At 36.8% G+C, this 17,120-nt stretch carries 16 protein-coding genes; all 16 read right to left on the minus strand.

Going from position 1 to position 17,120, the window contains the following annotated elements:
• Positions 1-3 precede the first annotated feature (3 nt).
• Entirely contained in the window at positions 4-1,458 is a 1,455-nt protein-coding gene (locus ACMKPP_RS08665) for a lipopolysaccharide biosynthesis protein (RefSeq protein ID WP_101928171.1), read from the minus strand.
• Positions 1,458-2,591, minus strand: a complete 1,134-nt coding sequence (locus tag ACMKPP_RS08670; protein ID WP_418369628.1) for a CapA family protein — start codon at positions 2,589-2,591, stop codon at positions 1,458-1,460. The genes ACMKPP_RS08665 and ACMKPP_RS08670 overlap by 1 nt, the downstream gene beginning before the upstream one ends.
• On the minus strand, positions 2,575-3,507 hold the full coding sequence (locus tag ACMKPP_RS08675; protein ID WP_101928169.1) for an ATP-grasp fold amidoligase family protein: 933 nt from the start codon (positions 3,505-3,507) through the stop codon (positions 2,575-2,577). The genes ACMKPP_RS08670 and ACMKPP_RS08675 overlap by 17 nt, the downstream gene beginning before the upstream one ends.
• Entirely contained in the window at positions 3,485-4,726 is a 1,242-nt protein-coding gene (locus tag ACMKPP_RS08680) for an O-antigen ligase family protein (protein ID WP_101928168.1), read from the minus strand. The genes ACMKPP_RS08675 and ACMKPP_RS08680 overlap by 23 nt, the downstream gene beginning before the upstream one ends.
• 19 nt (positions 4,727-4,745) lie before the next feature.
• Complete coding sequence (locus ACMKPP_RS08685) at positions 4,746-5,813, minus strand: glycosyltransferase (protein WP_101928167.1); 1,068 nt, start codon at positions 5,811-5,813, stop codon at positions 4,746-4,748.
• Positions 5,810-6,859, minus strand: a complete 1,050-nt coding sequence (locus ACMKPP_RS08690; protein WP_418369609.1) for an NAD-dependent epimerase/dehydratase family protein — start codon at positions 6,857-6,859, stop codon at positions 5,810-5,812. The genes ACMKPP_RS08685 and ACMKPP_RS08690 overlap by 4 nt, the downstream gene beginning before the upstream one ends.
• Complete coding sequence (locus ACMKPP_RS08695) at positions 6,852-7,574, minus strand: IspD/TarI family cytidylyltransferase (protein ID WP_418369610.1); 723 nt, start codon at positions 7,572-7,574, stop codon at positions 6,852-6,854. Before ACMKPP_RS08695 ends, ACMKPP_RS08690 begins: the two co-directional genes overlap by 8 nt.
• Before the next feature lie 9 nt (positions 7,575-7,583).
• Positions 7,584-8,450, minus strand: a complete 867-nt coding sequence (locus ACMKPP_RS08700; RefSeq protein ID WP_101928164.1) for a LicD family protein — start codon at positions 8,448-8,450, stop codon at positions 7,584-7,586.
• Between the two features lie 11 nt (positions 8,451-8,461).
• On the minus strand, positions 8,462-9,148 hold the full coding sequence (locus ACMKPP_RS08705) for a sugar transferase (protein ID WP_004693385.1): 687 nt from the start codon (positions 9,146-9,148) through the stop codon (positions 8,462-8,464).
• Entirely contained in the window at positions 9,142-10,341 is a 1,200-nt protein-coding gene (locus ACMKPP_RS08710; RefSeq protein WP_004697277.1) for a DegT/DnrJ/EryC1/StrS family aminotransferase, read from the minus strand. Before ACMKPP_RS08710 ends, ACMKPP_RS08705 begins: the two co-directional genes overlap by 7 nt.
• 77 nt (positions 10,342-10,418) lie before the next feature.
• Positions 10,419-11,030: a CpsD/CapB family tyrosine-protein kinase gene (locus tag ACMKPP_RS08715; protein ID WP_101928163.1), complete on the minus strand. Its 612-nt coding sequence runs from the start codon at positions 11,028-11,030 to the stop codon at positions 10,419-10,421.
• A gap of 1 nt (position 11,031) precedes the next feature.
• A complete protein-coding gene (locus tag ACMKPP_RS08720) occupies positions 11,032-12,477 on the minus strand; it encodes a GumC family protein (protein WP_418369611.1) in 1,446 nt (481 codons plus the stop codon).
• 150 nt (positions 12,478-12,627) lie between these two features.
• Positions 12,628-14,454: a polysaccharide biosynthesis protein gene (locus ACMKPP_RS08725; protein WP_287528667.1), complete on the minus strand. Its 1,827-nt coding sequence runs from the start codon at positions 14,452-14,454 to the stop codon at positions 12,628-12,630.
• A 37-nt stretch (positions 14,455-14,491) separates the two neighbouring features.
• Positions 14,492-15,235 (minus strand): polysaccharide biosynthesis/export family protein, encoded by a 744-nt coding sequence (locus tag ACMKPP_RS08730; RefSeq protein WP_287528668.1) that lies wholly within the window; start codon positions 15,233-15,235, stop codon positions 14,492-14,494.
• 408 nt (positions 15,236-15,643) lie between these two features.
• Complete coding sequence (locus ACMKPP_RS08735; RefSeq protein ID WP_004693374.1) at positions 15,644-16,354, minus strand: ABC transporter ATP-binding protein; 711 nt, start codon at positions 16,352-16,354, stop codon at positions 15,644-15,646.
• Between the two features lies 1 nt (position 16,355).
• Positions 16,356-17,117: an ABC transporter ATP-binding protein gene (locus ACMKPP_RS08740; RefSeq protein WP_004693372.1), complete on the minus strand. Its 762-nt coding sequence runs from the start codon at positions 17,115-17,117 to the stop codon at positions 16,356-16,358.
• Positions 17,118-17,120 lie beyond the last annotated feature (3 nt).

The raw sequence follows: 17,120 nt of genomic DNA on the forward strand, positions 1-17,120 counted from the left end.
CTGTTAATTATGTCGTTTTACTTTACTTAAGACTTTTTTATAGCCAGAAGCAATAATTATGCGCTCAGATGGAATGACGTATAAAATAGCCACATATAATACAACACATAAAAGCATACAGACGACGGTCCACCATACTGCATCATAGAGATGTAAAATACTATAGGCAATTAACCCAACTATAGATGCTGTAATGAGATATACACTGATATTAGATATTATGCGAAATGTACTCATATTGACAAATAAAGCTAGTAGCAACATAGAAGCTGCTAGCATTTCCATTCTTACTAACGATCGAGCATATACAAAGGTACTGAAATCATATTGAATACAAATATAAATAACTGGTATTAAAACTACTAGATGTAATATTTGAGTCCAAAATGATAGATTAGGCATCCCTTTTGCACGAAATATTTCGGAAATCAAATTAGCTGTTACAGTCATAATAGCCGAACTCAATGCCCAGGAACCTAATACAATGCCCGCTAACGTCCATTGTGGTCCTAGTAAAAGCTGAACAACAAAGTCTTGAAATACAAATAAGCCTACACCTAGAGGTACCAAAAATAGAGCCATATAGCGTTGGAATGTAAAGAATGTATTCGAAAAGGCCTGTTGATTATTTTGCACACGACTTAAAGCCGCGAATAATACAGGAGCCAAAGATGCTGTAGCCATAGCCATTACAGTCGTAACAATAGCCATTGGCATCTTATATATACCCAAATAATAAGCATCTAAAAAACGGCTAATAATGAATGTATCCACCCAAGCAGTGAGCCATATAGAAAATGCTTCAGCTAAAGACCATGCACTATAGTTAAACATATTCATAAAGACGCGACTACTAAAAAACAGATGAATTTGATTCTTCCGACTCTTTAATAATGCCAACGCCGTAAATAGCTGAGACCCTAGCATACCAGCAATTAAAGACCAATAATCGTACCCCATAAGCGCCATTGGTATAGATATCAATATAGGTGTAAGAATTGTTATGAGCCTAATATTTAAAAGAAACTTGAAATTAAAATCTCTTCGATACAATGCCATTTGGACACTACTAAAAGCAGATAAAGGAATCATAGCGCCCATCACGGCTAAAGGTATACCTAAGCCATCATTACCTACTAATACAGCCAATTCATCACGACCGATTATGATAGCGCTCCATAAAACTAGAGAAAACACTAGGTTGGCAATAAAGGCCACATCTGTAGCCTCTTGCTTATCTTGGGCACTTTCAAACTCATGCTGAACAAGAAATTTTTGAAAACCCGCATCAGCAAGCATTTCCGCAAAAGATATAACCATCATAATCGTCGCCAATATGCCGAATGCAGTCGGTGCTAACATATGAGCCAATATTATATTTGTCAGTGGTGTGATAAGCTTTGCCAAAACCTCTGTAATAACAGACCATTTAGCAGCAGCTACGATTTTAGTATCCATTATTTCTTATTGATATTCTTAATGCCTCTCAAGAATAGTTCATGATGAGCTTCACATTCCAAATAATTTTGTATTGCTAAATAACTCGTTTTGCCCAAAATAAGTTCTACCAATTTTCGGCCCAATAAAGTATTAATAGCGCGTACAATAAATGATCTACCTAAAAACTCACGCAAATAACGTTTTACATGTGTATCAGCAAAGACCTTATAAGCTTGAGTCACAAAGTGAGGGTCTTTAATTTCTTCACTACGTTTTCTATAATCCTCTAATGTTTCTGTAGCTTCAACTTCTGTGGCTAATCGTGTACCATTATCGGTTCTACGAATAGGCAATTCAGACACCACAAAATCATCCTTAGTTACGTCTACAGTAACTAGTATTGAATCTTTAATAAACTCTTGATGGTTTACAAAAAAATCGGAATTAAAGATAAAGTTGCCTTGTCCATAAATGATAGTGCCTCCCTGGTAATCTTCACGAGACCCTACACAATGATTATGTTGACAGATAACGAGATTCGCTCCACTATCGACAAATTTACGGCAATATTTCTGTAGCATAGGAGATGGATAGCGATAGAATTCCTTGCCGCCGTGATATAGAACGATGACATAGTCGCATTGTGCCTTTAAAACTTTCACTTCGTCAAAGCTTTCTAGCACATCAAAAGGATTAGCCCCCATTGTATGACAAGTAGCCATAGTAAACTCGTTCTCTGTACAAAGATAGAATCCAATACGTATATCATCTTTTTCAAAGATAAATGGCTTCTTAGCCTCTTTCAAATTAGCTCCAGCTCCAGCATGAGCAATCTTATGCTGCTTCAACAAATTTAATGTTGTCGTCAACCCTTCCACCCCTTGATCTAAGGAGTGGTTATTAGCCAGTGTTAAAAATAACGGCTCTAACACCTTATATCCATTAATTGTTTTTGTAGGCGCAATTAAATTATTACCAAATTTTACGATGGGTGTCTCTATATCAGTAAGAGGAACCTCTAAATTGAAAACATTTAAATCCGATTGCTTCAAAATTTCATAAAGCTCTTTTCCTAAAAAAGCTTCTCCATTACCGTTTTCAAATAATATTTTATTAATATCCGTAGGAACTAAATCAGCCCCGATGTACATTCTCAAGATGTAACCACTCTCCTAATTCATAATCCTTTGACATAGGACGAAATCTTTCAAATCCAGCACCAGGAAAAAATGTTAATTCTCCAATAAATAGATGCCCTTTAATTTCATAAAAATCAACACGCAAAAATGGACACCCTTTGCTAAGCTCCATCGCAACCTGTTGCATTTCACCATATGTGTCTGGCTTTGGAAACTCTGTAGGTAACGGTGGATAATGTCCAAAATGAATTCCCATAGGATTCCAATCGATATCATAGAAGTTCATACGCGTTCCTGTTTTAGAAAAACGATTAGAACATACTACTGTTAACTTTGGTTCACCATGAAAGCAATACATCTTATAATCTAATATGTCATTGCTACCTAACTCCGACAAATATTCCTCTCCGATAATACGTCGAGGAACATTCTTATAAGGCCACTCTCTAGCAATACGTGAATAATCCTGTTTTAAGAATGTTCTTAATTTAGCTTTTGCTGCTTCCCAATCAAGTGTTGATTTATCTTTACAAATAACGATGCCTCCACTATCATGTGTACATTTCAAAACGAATTGATTAGGCAACCTATCAAGGTCAATATCATCTACAGAGTTCCATACGGAAATCGTAGGTATTATATACTGATTACCTACACGTTGAGCAATAAGATGTTTAGCTTCATGTTTATCAACCATCACTGTTTGTATTGGGTCTCTAAAATTAACCTTAAGCCATTGTAACTTTTCGCTGAAAGTTTTTGGATTTTCTAGATCTAAAGGGTATCCCATATACTTAGGAAATACCTTCTTCAAAAAGTCTTCATCAGACAAAGAGTCATAATAACCCGATTTAATTAATACCCTCGTACGATAGTAAGGTTTTGTTAGAAAGGACATACCAACATTACACAATTTTCTGAACTTCATGTTTTCGTCCTTTCCGAAGCAGTTGCACCTCTAAATAAAACAACATCATATAAAAATAAGTACTTTTACTTTCATAAGAAACCATCCCCATATCCATAACAATCTGTGAAAGAAATAGAATAAGTACCATTATATATTCATTACTATGGATATCACGATAGCGAATTAAATTATAAGCTACATAGAGATACATTGAATAATAGGCTAGTAAACCAATGACACCCGTGCCAGCTAATAACTCAATATAATTGTTATGCAAGTAATAATTATCTTTACCATATACGAAAAAAGTATATACAGATGGATTATTGATACCTACACCAGTTATGGGAGATTGATAAAATAAGTCCCATCCAATATCTACCAAAGCTAACCGAATAATAGTGGATGAGTCCCCCCCTGTGCCTGTAAAGGCTTCTACCATGTTAGACATTCGGTCTAATACTTCAGAGAACATCGGCAATTGCAATACCGCAATACCTATAATGGTAAGACCTAATAAGGAACCAATAACTTTTACAATAGAATTGACCGCATTAGTACTACGAAAACTTTTAAAAATAAAGAGTAATACTGTACCAACACCGACAAAGACTAAGGCCTTACGACTACCTGTAGCCGCTAAAATACCAAGTGTTGGTAATGCAATAATATGCCACCAACGAGGACGGTCATATAGCATATAATACAAGGTCATAACAATAGCATTGGCCCCCAATAACCCTACCGTATTCGCATTCAATGCATCATTAGCAATACGTGCTGAGGATGATAAAACAGTAATAAAATAATCTAAACCGTAGAAATAAACAGTATAGAAACAAACTATATAGCCTGTCCACATGCCAATCTTTAATAATGTATCCACCGATTTCTTATCTTGATAACACATGTATAAAATGATGAGCATAAAGAATATCTTGACCATATCAAAACTTCGGCTCATAGCTACGGAAACATCTGTGGCATTAATCGCACTTAGATAACAAGCACCAATAAAAAGTAACATATAAGCATGCATCCAATTAAACCGCAGTTTTATAACACCCTGTTCTCGTATAAGATAAAAAATGATGAGACCAAATAAGCATACAAATAATACATACGCACCATAGTTCGCTTCGCCAAGGGCAAAGGAAATGGTCAACGACAACACTAAAAAGATTAGAGTTATGAACCATATCATGCGATCAGCAAGAGCCGTAATATTTAACTTCAATGGTTCTCCTCCTTACAACTCATAAAACTTCTAACCAACGTTTTGCGATTTTCCATAATGGAAATTCATCGCGTACTTTGATGGCATTCTGTGAAAGTTTAGCCGCTAGTGCAGGATCTTTTAATATACTGCGCATAGCTTCATACATAGCCTGCGTATCACCTACAGGCACAAGGATACCATTCTCTCCACTTTTAATTACCATACGAGCACCGCCTACAGGACAGTCTGTAACTACTGCCGGCAGACCCATGCCCAATGCTTCCAACATAGAATTTGAAATGCCTTCAAAATCAGAAGATGATACAAACATGGAACAAGGGGCTACCTTTTCTAAAATATTACTAGCAAATCCAGGCAATAAAACGCGATTCTCTAAATTAAGAGACTTAATTTGAGCTCGTAGTTCATCCTCTAATACACCTTGACCATAAATGACGAGTTTATATTCTGGAAACTCATCTGCCAACATACTAAAGGCATTGATCATCATAGGCAAATTCTTTTGCGGATGCAAACGACAAGCTGTAACGATTGTCTTTTCTCGTTCCCCTTCTATGGGTGACGGCAATTTACCATTAATAGGATTGGGGATAATAACACCGCGATTTTGGACATATTTTGGGAAATAAGAACGAGCATCTTCCGTTTGAAATACTAGTGCATCTGCAAATCGAAAAGCAAAATTGCGCAACGCTTGTTGATGCCACCCAATAGGTACCATACGCGGGTTATTGCGTTCAGAAAAAACAATGCGATTTTTTATAAACCAAGAACTAATCGATAAGATAAAACTCGATGCAGACAAAAAAGATAAGCATGTCGCATTTGGCCTAGTCTTTAAGATTTTGATTAGTTCTTTTATTTCTTGCATAAAGCGAATAACTTTATTAGAGCTTGTAGTATGAATTTCGATTTGTTCAATACCTTCCTCTAACGCATATTCATTACCATATCGATTAGGGCTTGTTTGGATAACTGTAATATGATGACCATCATGTACCCACTGACGAGCCAACTCTGTTAAGATTCGTTCAGCCCCATCATTACCAAGGGAGATGGTGACAATTATTATTTCCTTTTTCATAAGCCTTCCTCTTGGATATATTCAGCTAGTCTTATATAAGCTTGTGCCATTGATACCTTAGGTTGCCAACCTAGGGATTTTAACTTCTTAGAACTTAAGAACATATGCACTGTCGGCGCATAGCCAAGCCCTTGTACATCTTTTGGAATATCAAAGATGACTTCACTCTTATCATTGCTAACATGAGTTGCCACTAAATGAGCAATGCTTGCAATAGAACGCGTCTCCTCATCATGACAAACATTATATGCTTCACCAGGTAGTCCCTCTTTTAAAAGAGTTAAAAGCCCAGTTAAGGCATCAGTAATATAGCAATAATTCGACATAGAATCACCCTTTGTATGAAGTACAATAGCTTCTTTTTTAATAGCACTCTTAGTAAACTGCATAAAAACGCGATTATCAGCTACTGGAACACCTGGACCAAAGGTTTGAGCTAGTCTAGCTATTACAGCAGGAACGCTATATTCCACAGCATAGGACTTACAATAACATTCACATAGTCTCTTACTTTCAGAATATGAACTACGAACATTTAGATGATCAAGATACCCTAATCGGTCTTCAGTCATAACTTGACCAGACTCATAAGGTACACCATATTGTTCCATACTAGATAAATAAACTACTTTTTTTACCTTTTTTCGACGGCCTAACTCGAGCATGGCCTCCGTACCATAAATAGAGGTACGGATAGTTTCTACTGGATGTTCTACAAAAAACTTAGATTGTGTTGGTGCGGCTCCATGCAAAATATAATCACATGGCACATCAATAGATTCTAATGAGCCATCTACTAGGGTTAACGACTTATTGTCTAAATACTCACCGAGAATGGTTTTTGCCTTTTCATGGCTTCGCACATGACCAATCACTTTTAAATCCAGGTCATGAGTCTCATTGGCAAGTATAAGTAATTTTATAAACATCGATCCAATAAGCCCCGTTGCACCTGTTATAAGAATGCGTTGATGACGGAGGAAATGAAAGTAATTTTTTTCATGTACTAAAGCCGTTAACTCACGTTGAATAACGGAATTACTCATCTTTTAATCCTCCTAGCTCACGATTTTTAATAATCCCTGTGAACATATAATAATCAGATGGAGTTGTAATCTTTATATTTTCAGTTTCCCCTAATACAGGATATAGAGTATATCCATAGTGCATCATCATCGATGCGGAATCAATAAAGTCATGAATGCCCTCATCTTTTGCACGATTATGAACTGATATAATATCATCTAATCTAAAACTCTGAGGAGCTTTAGCCATGAGACATTCATTACGATTTAAAATGCGGTTAATAGAACCATTTTGGGTAACCATAACCGTTTCTATAGCTGGAGTAACAGTAATGGCAGACCCCTTTGATTCAACAGATTCTATATTTCTCTCTATAGTAGAATTATCTACAAGTGGACGAACCCCATCATGAATCAATACAGTCACCGCATCATCAGGAAATAAACGCTTAGCCTCTACTAGCCCATTATATTGGGATTCCAAAGCACTTTCACCACCAGGCACAATGGATAATACCTTTTGTAGCCCCGCCTTTTCTATGAGTTGCTTTGTATAATCAATCCATTCTACTTTACAGGCAAGAACAATCCCATCAATAGTCTCCGTTTGTTCAAATACATCTAAGGTTTGAATCAAAATCGGTCTACCGTTCCATTCTAAAAATTGTTTTGGCGTCTTGCTATTTTTCATACGAGCACCTACGCCACCCGCAAAGATTACTGCTATTCGTTTCATAGGCCCTCCTTATGGTTGAGCTTCTTTTTTGGCATAATGTATGCCTTTATACTCCTTGTAAGGTGTATGTAAATCAGCAAATACTGCATCATGTTTTGCTACACGTTGCTCTACAGGTGGTAATTGCATATAGTCGCCCCAAATAAGGCGCAAATATCTCTCATACCCTTTCATAACAGGTATTTGATGACCTTCAAAGTCTTTATATACAACAGAAGCAAAGTCCTCTCTAGGATGACGTAGCTTCATACCTTTTAAGCTACCGATTAACTCCGTACACTCATCACTCGTATCAAAGTCGTATTGAGTCATTCTCTTTTCTGCAAATCGCCAAATATGATAGCGTATAGATTGACTTGAAAAGATTTTATAAATATAACCCGCTAAAGCGCGATATGTTGGTCCCTTATTATCAGGCAAACGCTGTGCATTAAAGAGTGCAAAAGTCATGGCCCACATCAACTGCAATGCACGACTAATTTTGCCGGGTGCACAGCCATCGATAGGCATAATTTCAAGTGCCAAACCATGACAAACATCTTCATGCATACTATGACGATTGATAAAAGTCGTATTATTGTCTCTAATAGAAGCTCCTGCATCATGATAGATATGATTGCGATCAGTACGACAATACGTAAATCGTTCAGTATCAGCATATTTTGGCCATAATTTAGCTAACTTTTCATAATCTGGACGAGGCATGAAAAGATCTAAATCATCATCCCAAGGGATAAAGCCGTTATGACGTATAGCCCCAATGAGACCACCGCCGCAAAGATAAAAGCGCAAATTATGTTTATCACAGAACTCTTTAAAGTACAGTAACATATTCAGCTCTTTTTCTTGTATTTCCTTTGTCATAGATGTACTCATAGGGACCTCTTTCAACGTAATACAGCTAATACTGTATCAATCATCGTTTTTATATCTTGTAAAAAAGAAAACTCCTTAATACTCCTTAAATTCCAAGCCATCTTACCCGGTAAAACCTCATTTATATAGACTTCATCAACATTCTGAGCATTTTGTAAAAGTTGATCTTCATCTTTATAAGTAATACTGGCAACACTGGTAACACCAGCAGGTAATAATAAGGTAGCTTTCATTTCATCTGTATAAGCAGCCACATAACGTGGAACCTCAGGTCTTGTACCGACAAAGCTCATATCTCCTAAAAGGATATTAATAAGCTGAGGCAATTCATCGAGACGACAGTTGCGAAGCATATTGCCTACCTTCGTAACACGCATATCATTTTGTGATGTCACTTGTGCACCTAAAGATTCCGCATTCTTTACCATAGTACGGAACTTATAGATGCCAAAGGTACGACCGTACTGTGTCACTCGAGTTTGACGAAAAAAAACCTCTCCCTCACTATCTCGTTTAATCATGATGGCTAGTACCAAGAATATAGGGCTTAATGTAATAAGCATTCCCGCTGCCATTACGCGGTCAAAAATGCTTTTGCAAAGAAGGCTTATACGCCTTTGATTTAATATTTCAAAATAGGGACGAACCGCTTCACACTGAAGCTCTTTTGGTAGATCATGAAAGTTCTTTACTAGCATTCGGTAATAATCCTTTTAAACTGTTTAATGATATATTGCACTTCTTCATCTGTAAGGAGCGTATGAAGTGGCAATGTAATTTCATTTTTAAATTGGTCATAAGCATTTGGATAATCATCGATTGTAAAGCCTAAGTTTTTGTAAGCCGTATGCATTGGAATTGGCTTATAATGGACATTCGTCGCAATGCCAGCCTCAGCCATAGCTTCAATAACCTTGTTGCGGTATTGCGCATCACGGCCGTCTAAACGGACTAAATACAAGTGACCACTACTTTCATGCTCATTTGTATAATGGTTCAACAATGTAACAGGTAAATCCTTAAATGCTGTATCATAAGCTTCAATAATTTCTTTACGACGTGCCAAAAGTTTTGGGTATCTTTCAAATTGAGCTAGTCCAATAGCCGCCATGATATCCGTCATATTACATTTATAATAGGTACCTTTAATATCATATTCCCAAGCACCTGCTTTTGTTTTTGCAAGAGCATCCTTATCTTGACCATGCAAAGATAGCAATTGGAATTGCTTGTAAATAGTTTCATCATCAATACCATCTATATGACGCCATGTAGCACAGCCGCCTTCAGCAGTAGTAAAATTTTTTACTGCATGGAAGGAAAAGCTACTAAAGTCTGCAACATTACCTGTTTGTACCCCTTTATATGAGGCCCCAAAGGAATGAGCACAATCAGCCACAATAGGAATATGACCTACTGCTTTTTGAATATCATTAGCAGGTGTAAAGAGAGATTTCTTTTCATCCACAATGGAGCGTAGTCGATCATAATCGCAAGGTACACCTGCAACATCAACGGGAATGATTGCTTTTGTTTTTGGTGTAATAGCGCGAGCTACTGCATCGTAATCCATTTCATAAGCATCTTTCTGTGTATCAACAAGCACTAATGTGGCGCCCACATGAACAACAGGACTTGCACTAGCTGTATAGGAATAGGCACTAGTTATGACTTCGTCTCCAGGTCCAATCCCCAATACGCGAAGAGACATTTCAAGCGCTGCCGTAGCAGAGTTTAAACAAACGGATTTAGGTGTACCTAACTGATGAGCAATCTTTTTTTCTAATTCTTTAGTACGAGGACCTGTCGTAATCCACCCACTTTTTAAGGCTTCAACGACTTCATTGATTTCTAACTCTGTAATATCTGGAGGAGAAAAATTAATTCTCATATAAATCACCTCAATACTTTCTGTACCATATTGATACGCTTGATTTATCACATAGAATGTTAATCAAAACAGTTATATTACGCGTCAATCGCGATGGATCCTAAAAGAGGAATGCCTACTTGTGAAAGCCGTTTCTTAGCTTCAATCAAATCTTTTGGACTAACTACTTCATTTTTAACAACTAACACTACACCATCTGATTTTTCGGCCAATACAACGGCATCTGTAACAGACAATACGGGTGGTGTATCGATGATAACCACATCATATTCATCACGTACATACTCAAAAATCGTAGGTAATTTGCTAGAATCTACAATATCAGATGGATATTCAACAACTTCACCCGCCGTAAGCACATCCAAATGAGGCACTACATTACGATGAATCGTCAAATCTTCATCCATCATCACCGCATTGGTAAGACCTTTATTTTGTACATTAAAGGCTATATGTTGTGCTGGATTGCGTAGATTACCATCTACTAGAAGAACTTTATTATTATTTTTAGATAAAGCTAATGCTGTATTAGCTGCCACTTCAGAAGTTCCTTCACCACTAGTAGCCGCAGTAATACAAATAAGTTTACATTTATGTTGGTTACATACATATTGAAGATTGCTACGCAATGTACGGTATGCTTCCACAAGTGGTGTATCACCACGTTCATTAGAAATTAGTCTAATCATATTAACCTCTTACTTTGCGCAACAATACTACGATACGATTACTAGGCTCTTCGTATTCTTTTTCTTTATGATTTGGAATTACGCCCAAGTTTTGAATACCAAGAATATCATTAATTTCTTGTACAGATTGAACTTTGCGATTACCGAAGAATTGGCCCAATGTATAGAGGCAACCAAAGATGAGGCCTAAAATGGCAGAGCCTAATATAATAAGAATCTTACGTGGTGCAATCGCCTTTTCTGGCAATGTAGGAGAATCAACGATTTGAACTTCATTCGGTACCATAACCTCTGCTACCTTCGCTTCTTCTAAGCGAGTAGATAACATTTGATAGATATCTTGTGCCACATCTACATCACGTTTTGCTTGAATATAACCACGTTCTTTTTCAGGTAGTCCTTTTATAGCTTCTTCGTTTGCTTTATCTAGCTCAGCTAATGTAGATTGTTTACCTTGAGCTACAGCTAACGCAGCTTCATTTTTAAACTTATCCGCTAGCAAGCCTTGTTGTGCAGAATTGCTTGAAGGTGCTTGTTGAGATGCAATAGCGTTGATTTCAGCATTTAGACCACTTTTAGCTTCTTCAATTTGTTGATTAATTTCTTTCATCGCAGGATGTTCATCAGTATATTTACCAATATAAGAAGCTTTACGAGATTCTAAATCTGCTAACTGACCCTTGTAGGCTTGAACCGTAGCACTATCAGCGATGCTTTTACCTGCAGAACCTAATTGCTCATTGATACTGTCAAGTGCAGCTTGTGCCGTTTCTAAATCGAGTTGATTTTGAGCCTTCTCACGATCAATTAGAGTAATCTTATCAGTTAAGCCTTTCATTTGATCTGCTGTGGAGTACACCTTATTATCTATTTGAAATTGTTGTAATTTCTTTTCTGCTTGCTCTAATTCAGATTTCGCAGTAACAACGCGTTTCTGTAAGAATTCACGAGTAGTTCGTTGTTCAACATGAGAGATTTCAGCAAGGCGTTTCAAGAAGGTATCAATAAGTAATTGATTAGCTTCTTGTGCTTGCTCAGGAGACTTACCTGTTACACTTACTTGCAATAACTCGGTTTCTTTATACGGTTTAGTTTCAATGCGAGTTTTAACAAAATCTTCATATGTTGGCGCATTACCGGTACCTTCAGGATCTTCTATAGCAGTAATTACTGGCTCTACTACATTACGACTTTTTAAAATTTCTGCATCTGTGTTCATCAATTGACGAGACATAGAATCAGAATAGGCATTAGCACTAGATAATACAGAATTGCTCAAACCTTGAGCTTGTTTAATGCGCAACATCGATGTAGATTGATATGTAGATGGTGCAAGAAAGGCATACGCACCACCTAAAACCATACATGCTACCGTAATATTAATAATTTTACTGCGCTTTTTAATGAGGACTCTGCCTACCTCTTTTAAATCAATAATTTGTTCCACCCATATACCCCTTTCTGTAAAAGTATACAAACAACAGGGTCTCTCCCACTTAGAATATTAACTGTACCTAACCCTCTCAATAAAGGCACAATGTATCAAAATTAAAATAGTCTTATACATATATCGGGTAATAAATGTATCATCCACGACCTATACATTATGATTTGGATCGTATGTAGGAATGATATCCTGCAATACATTAATCACATCTATATCGGTTTTACATGTATCAAAGCGCTCTATTTCACGACTCAGCCATTCTTGATCAACATCTTCTAGAGCTGCTTCAAAAATTTTCTTATGCGTAGTAGTATTCGTACCTTCTCCGGCAGTTAATAGTTCTTCATATAACTTTTCACCTGGACGTAAGCCAGTAAATTCAATACGAATATCCTTATTAGGCTCAAAGCCAGAAAGGCGAATCATATTCTTAGCCAAATCGACAATTTTAACCGGTTCACCCATATCCAAAAGGAACACTTCTCCTCCATTCCCCATGGCACCAGCTTGAAGTACTAATTGACTGGCTTCAGGAATAGTCATGAAATAACGTGTCATTTCTGGATCTGTAACGGTTACAGGACCACCTGCTTCAATTTGTTTACGGAATAAAGGAATAACCGAACCACGGCTACCAAGTACATTACCAAAACGAACTGTTATAAACTTAGTATCATATGTGTGATTCATACCAAGTACAACTTTTTCAGCAACCCGTTTTGTAGCGCCCATAACGCTAGTTGGATTCACCGCTTTATCCGTGGAAATCATAACAAATCGATCTACCCCATGAGCTCCGGCTACATCCGCAACATTACGAGTACCATAAATATTATTTAATACCGCAGCAATTGGCTGGATTTCCATAAGAGGCACATGTTTGTGAGCTGCCGCATGAAATACTACATCAGGATTATAGTTTTTGAAAATTTGTTCTAATTGATTCTTATCGCGAATATCTGCAATGATTGGAACCAAGGTATCTTGGGGCGCAATATTGCGCAATTCTTGATGAATAAGATAAATACTATTTTCACCATGACCTAGAAGCAATAGCTTTTTAGGCTTTACACGTAAAACTTGACGACAAATTTCAGAACCAATAGAGCCCCCTGCACCAGTAACTAAAACCACTTTATCCTTAAGATATGTTTCAACCTTGGACGTGTCGAGCTGAATCTCATCACGCTCCAACAAGTCCTCGATTGAAACAGGATGTAAATGAGATACAAGAACTTCATCATCAAGTAATTGATACATCCCCGGTAAAATATTGATTTTACATTTTAAGGGAGAACAGATTTCCATGATTTCTTGAATAATATCTCGCTTCACGGAAGGCATGGCAATAATAATTTCTTCTACCTTATATTTAGCAACTAATGCTGGAATATCTTCACGATTACCGAGAATTCTAAAACCATTCATAAGACGATTATGTTTAAACATGTCATCATCAACATAACCAATCACTCGACGAGAACGCTTATGATATCGTTCAATTTCACGAGCTATAGTTGCACCTGCATCACCGGCGCCTATGATCAATGTATTCACTTGGCCACTTTCACCATCATCCCCACTGCTATAGTGAAGTGCCACATAATGAAGCAACATACGTCCCATACCAACAGCACCTGTAGTAAGGAACCATGTAATAAAATAGATGGAACGTGGTAATGACTTACCAAATACAAACATAGAGGAATAGAATAAAGCCGTACCAATTGTAGTCGCTACAAATACTGCTAATACCTCTCGCATCCCTGCATAGCGCCAAATACGTGTATATAAATGCATTATCAAGAACATCAACATATACGAAATAAGTAATAACGGAAGTGCATTTACCATTTGATTAATATATTGAGGTTCTATGTGTCCATCAAATCGAATAAAAAGACTGATAAAAGCAACGATTACAATCGTCACAATATCGGTAATAAACAATATGGATGGTAATAAATATGAACGCAAAAAAACGCCCCCTTATATGATAGATATCGCCTTATCTTTAATCCTTACCTATTCGTGATACCATATAAGCCCCTGTTAAGATTGGAGCAATATCACGAGCAAAGTTGATACGACTATTCTTAGTTAAGTAAAGAATATCACCTTCACGCATGATGTAGTTTTCAGACATATCTCCTGTTTGTAAAATACGATTCAAATTGATAGGAATCGGTTTCTCTGGATTATCTTGATGAATCAAGTAAATTTTCTTCTTTGCTGTATCCCAGTTAAAACTACCTGCAGCCCCAATCGCATCAATAACTGTACTAGATTTAGTCAACGTATAGGCGCCAGGCTTGTTAATTTCACCAAATACATATACTCGAACACCGCCCAATTTCGATACATTTACTGTGATATCAGGATTAATGATATAACGAGACAAACCTTGCTGTAATTCAGCTGTAAATTCATCTACAGTTAAGCCATCTGCTTTTACAGCACCAACCATAGGAAACGATACATATCCATCTGGTCTGACGGTATACACAATGTCATTACCATTACGCGTACCAAGCTCTGCCTGCTGAACCACTTGAATATTCAGTTCATCGCCTTGACGCAGACGATATTCTTTATCAGAGCTAATTACAGATGCGCTAGTTTCCAATGGTGCATGGCCTTCCATTTGTACATTCTTAGCATTATAAGGCTGATTAGTATTTATATTAACTGGTGCAGCCATAGCCATTGTTGTAGTACATAAGAATGTAGCCATCATCATATACTGTTTCTTCTTCATACTTACCTCTTTTTTATTCAACTTATTTAATTCATCACTTAATTATTGATGTATCTTATATCTAAAAAATCAGTCATGCTATTTTATCATTTTTTTAAATATACTTCTACAAATCTAGTATCCTCCAGGTGAACTTCATAAAATCTTCAACAACGATTCCTTAAAAATACAGTATTTTCAATATATGTTCATTAATGATTATTTGCTTTTTTCATTCCTAATTCACTAGATTTATTATTGATTTTCTCAAAAATAATAAAAATTTTATAAACTCACTTCATTATCAGCTCACATAGTGCTCCTATTTATATCAGAATTAGTGATAAAAAATAAGGTGTATATACTAGAAATCTAGTATATACACCTTATTCAAAGTTTTTGACACTAATGATCGCTTTATATAATTACTTATTCAACACGACCGCCTAAATAAGCTTCCATAACACGAGGATTATGGCGAACTTCATCAGCAGATCCAGATAATACCATTTTACCAGTCTCCAAAACATACGCATAATCAGCAATCTTTAATGCTTGACGTACATTTTGTTCTACTAAAAGAACTGTTGTTCCATCGGCACTAATTTCTTTAATGGTTTCAAAGATCTCATTTACTACTAAAGGCGCAAGGCCCATAGATGGTTCATCTAGTAATAACAACTTTGGACGAGCCATAAGTGCACGACCAATAGCTAACATTTGCTGTTGACCACCAGATAAAGTACCACCCAATTGATAGCTTCGTTCGTCAAGAATAGGGAATCGTTTAAATACCTTTTTAATATCTGCTTCGATTTCTTTATCTTTACGTGTATAAGCACCCATTTCAAGATTCTCATAAACACTCATATCTTGTAGTATTTGACGTCCTTCAGGAACTAATGAGATACCATTTTGTACAACTTGATGAGTTTGACGACCTGTAATATCTTGACCTTCAAAAATCACTCGACCAGATGTGGGTTTTACAAGTCCCATAATAGTCTTCATCGTAGTAGTCTTACCGGCACCATTAGCACCAATAAGAGATACAATCGAACCTTGTGGAACCTCTAGGCTTATATCTTTTAAGGCTGTAATATGTCCATAACCAGCCACAATATTTTCTAGTTTTAACATATTACACCTCTTCTTTTCCTAAGTATGCTTCAATTACAGCTTCATTATTTTGAATTTCTTGAGGTGTACCTTCGGCAATTTTCTTGCCAAAGTTAAGTACTACCAAACGATCGCAGATATTCATCATTAATTCCATGGCATGTTCAATAACCACAACAGTAATACCTAGGTCACGAATCTTGCCAATCAATTGACGCAGAACTTCAGTTTCACTATCATTCATACCGGCTGCCGGTTCATCAAGCAAGATTAACTGCGGATGTGTAGCTAAGGCACGAGCAATTTCAAGACGACGTTGCTTACCATACGGTAATGATGTGGCAACCTCTTCCGCATCATCTTCAAGCCCTACAAGCTTTAAAAACTCATAGGCAATACCACGGCAACGTTCTTCTTCAATACGTTGACGTTTTGTTTTCAAAAAGCTAGATAGGAATCCAGAGCCGGTGCGACAATGCATACCAGTTAAAACAGTTTCAAGAGCTGTCATATTGCCAAAGAGACGAATATTTTGGAATGTGCGAGCAATGCCCATTTCAACAGTTCTATGAGGCTTAATCCCTACAGCAGACATACCATCAAAAACAATTTCGCCTGAACTTACTGGGAATACACCTGTAATCAAGTTGAACAGTGTCGTCTTACCAGCACCATTTGGACCAATAACACCAAATACTTCACCTTGTTTAACGCCAAAAGATACTCCTGTGAGGGCTGCAACGCCACCAAAGCTTTTACTTACGTCATTTAATTCTAATAGCATTCA

This window comes from Veillonella parvula (assembly GCF_048309325.1).
Lineage (GTDB): Bacteria > Bacillota > Negativicutes > Veillonellales > Veillonellaceae > Veillonella > Veillonella parvula_T.

Bases quoted from the DNA above. Each gene is read 5' to 3' on its own strand.
- ACMKPP_RS08705 (WP_004693385.1), bottom strand. From the start codon at position 9,148: ATGCTAGTAAAGAACTTTCATGATCTACCAAAAGAGCTTCAGTGTGAA.
- ACMKPP_RS08670 (WP_418369628.1), bottom strand. From the start codon at position 2,591: ATGTACATCGGGGCTGATTTAGTTCCTACGGATATTAATAAAATATTA.
- ACMKPP_RS08690 (WP_418369609.1), bottom strand. From the start codon at position 6,859: ATGAGTAATTCCGTTATTCAACGTGAGTTAACGGCTTTAGTACATGAA.
- ACMKPP_RS08665 (WP_101928171.1), bottom strand. From the start codon at position 1,458: ATGGATACTAAAATCGTAGCTGCTGCTAAATGGTCTGTTATTACAGAG.
- ACMKPP_RS08735 (WP_004693374.1), bottom strand. From the start codon at position 16,354: ATGTTAAAACTAGAAAATATTGTGGCTGGTTATGGACATATTACAGCC.
- ACMKPP_RS08685 (WP_101928167.1), bottom strand. From the start codon at position 5,813: ATGAAAAAGGAAATAATAATTGTCACCATCTCCCTTGGTAATGATGGG.
- ACMKPP_RS08740 (WP_004693372.1), bottom strand. From the start codon at position 17,117: ATGCTATTAGAATTAAATGACGTAAGTAAAAGCTTTGGTGGCGTTGCA.
- ACMKPP_RS08695 (WP_418369610.1), bottom strand. From the start codon at position 7,574: ATGAAACGAATAGCAGTAATCTTTGCGGGTGGCGTAGGTGCTCGTATG.
- ACMKPP_RS08710 (WP_004697277.1), bottom strand. From the start codon at position 10,341: ATGAGAATTAATTTTTCTCCTCCAGATATTACAGAGTTAGAAATCAAT.
- ACMKPP_RS08700 (WP_101928164.1), bottom strand. From the start codon at position 8,450: ATGAGTACATCTATGACAAAGGAAATACAAGAAAAAGAGCTGAATATG.
- ACMKPP_RS08715 (WP_101928163.1), bottom strand. From the start codon at position 11,030: ATGATTAGACTAATTTCTAATGAACGTGGTGATACACCACTTGTGGAA.
- ACMKPP_RS08730 (WP_287528668.1), bottom strand. From the start codon at position 15,235: ATGAAGAAGAAACAGTATATGATGATGGCTACATTCTTATGTACTACA.
- ACMKPP_RS08675 (WP_101928169.1), bottom strand. From the start codon at position 3,507: ATGAAGTTCAGAAAATTGTGTAATGTTGGTATGTCCTTTCTAACAAAA.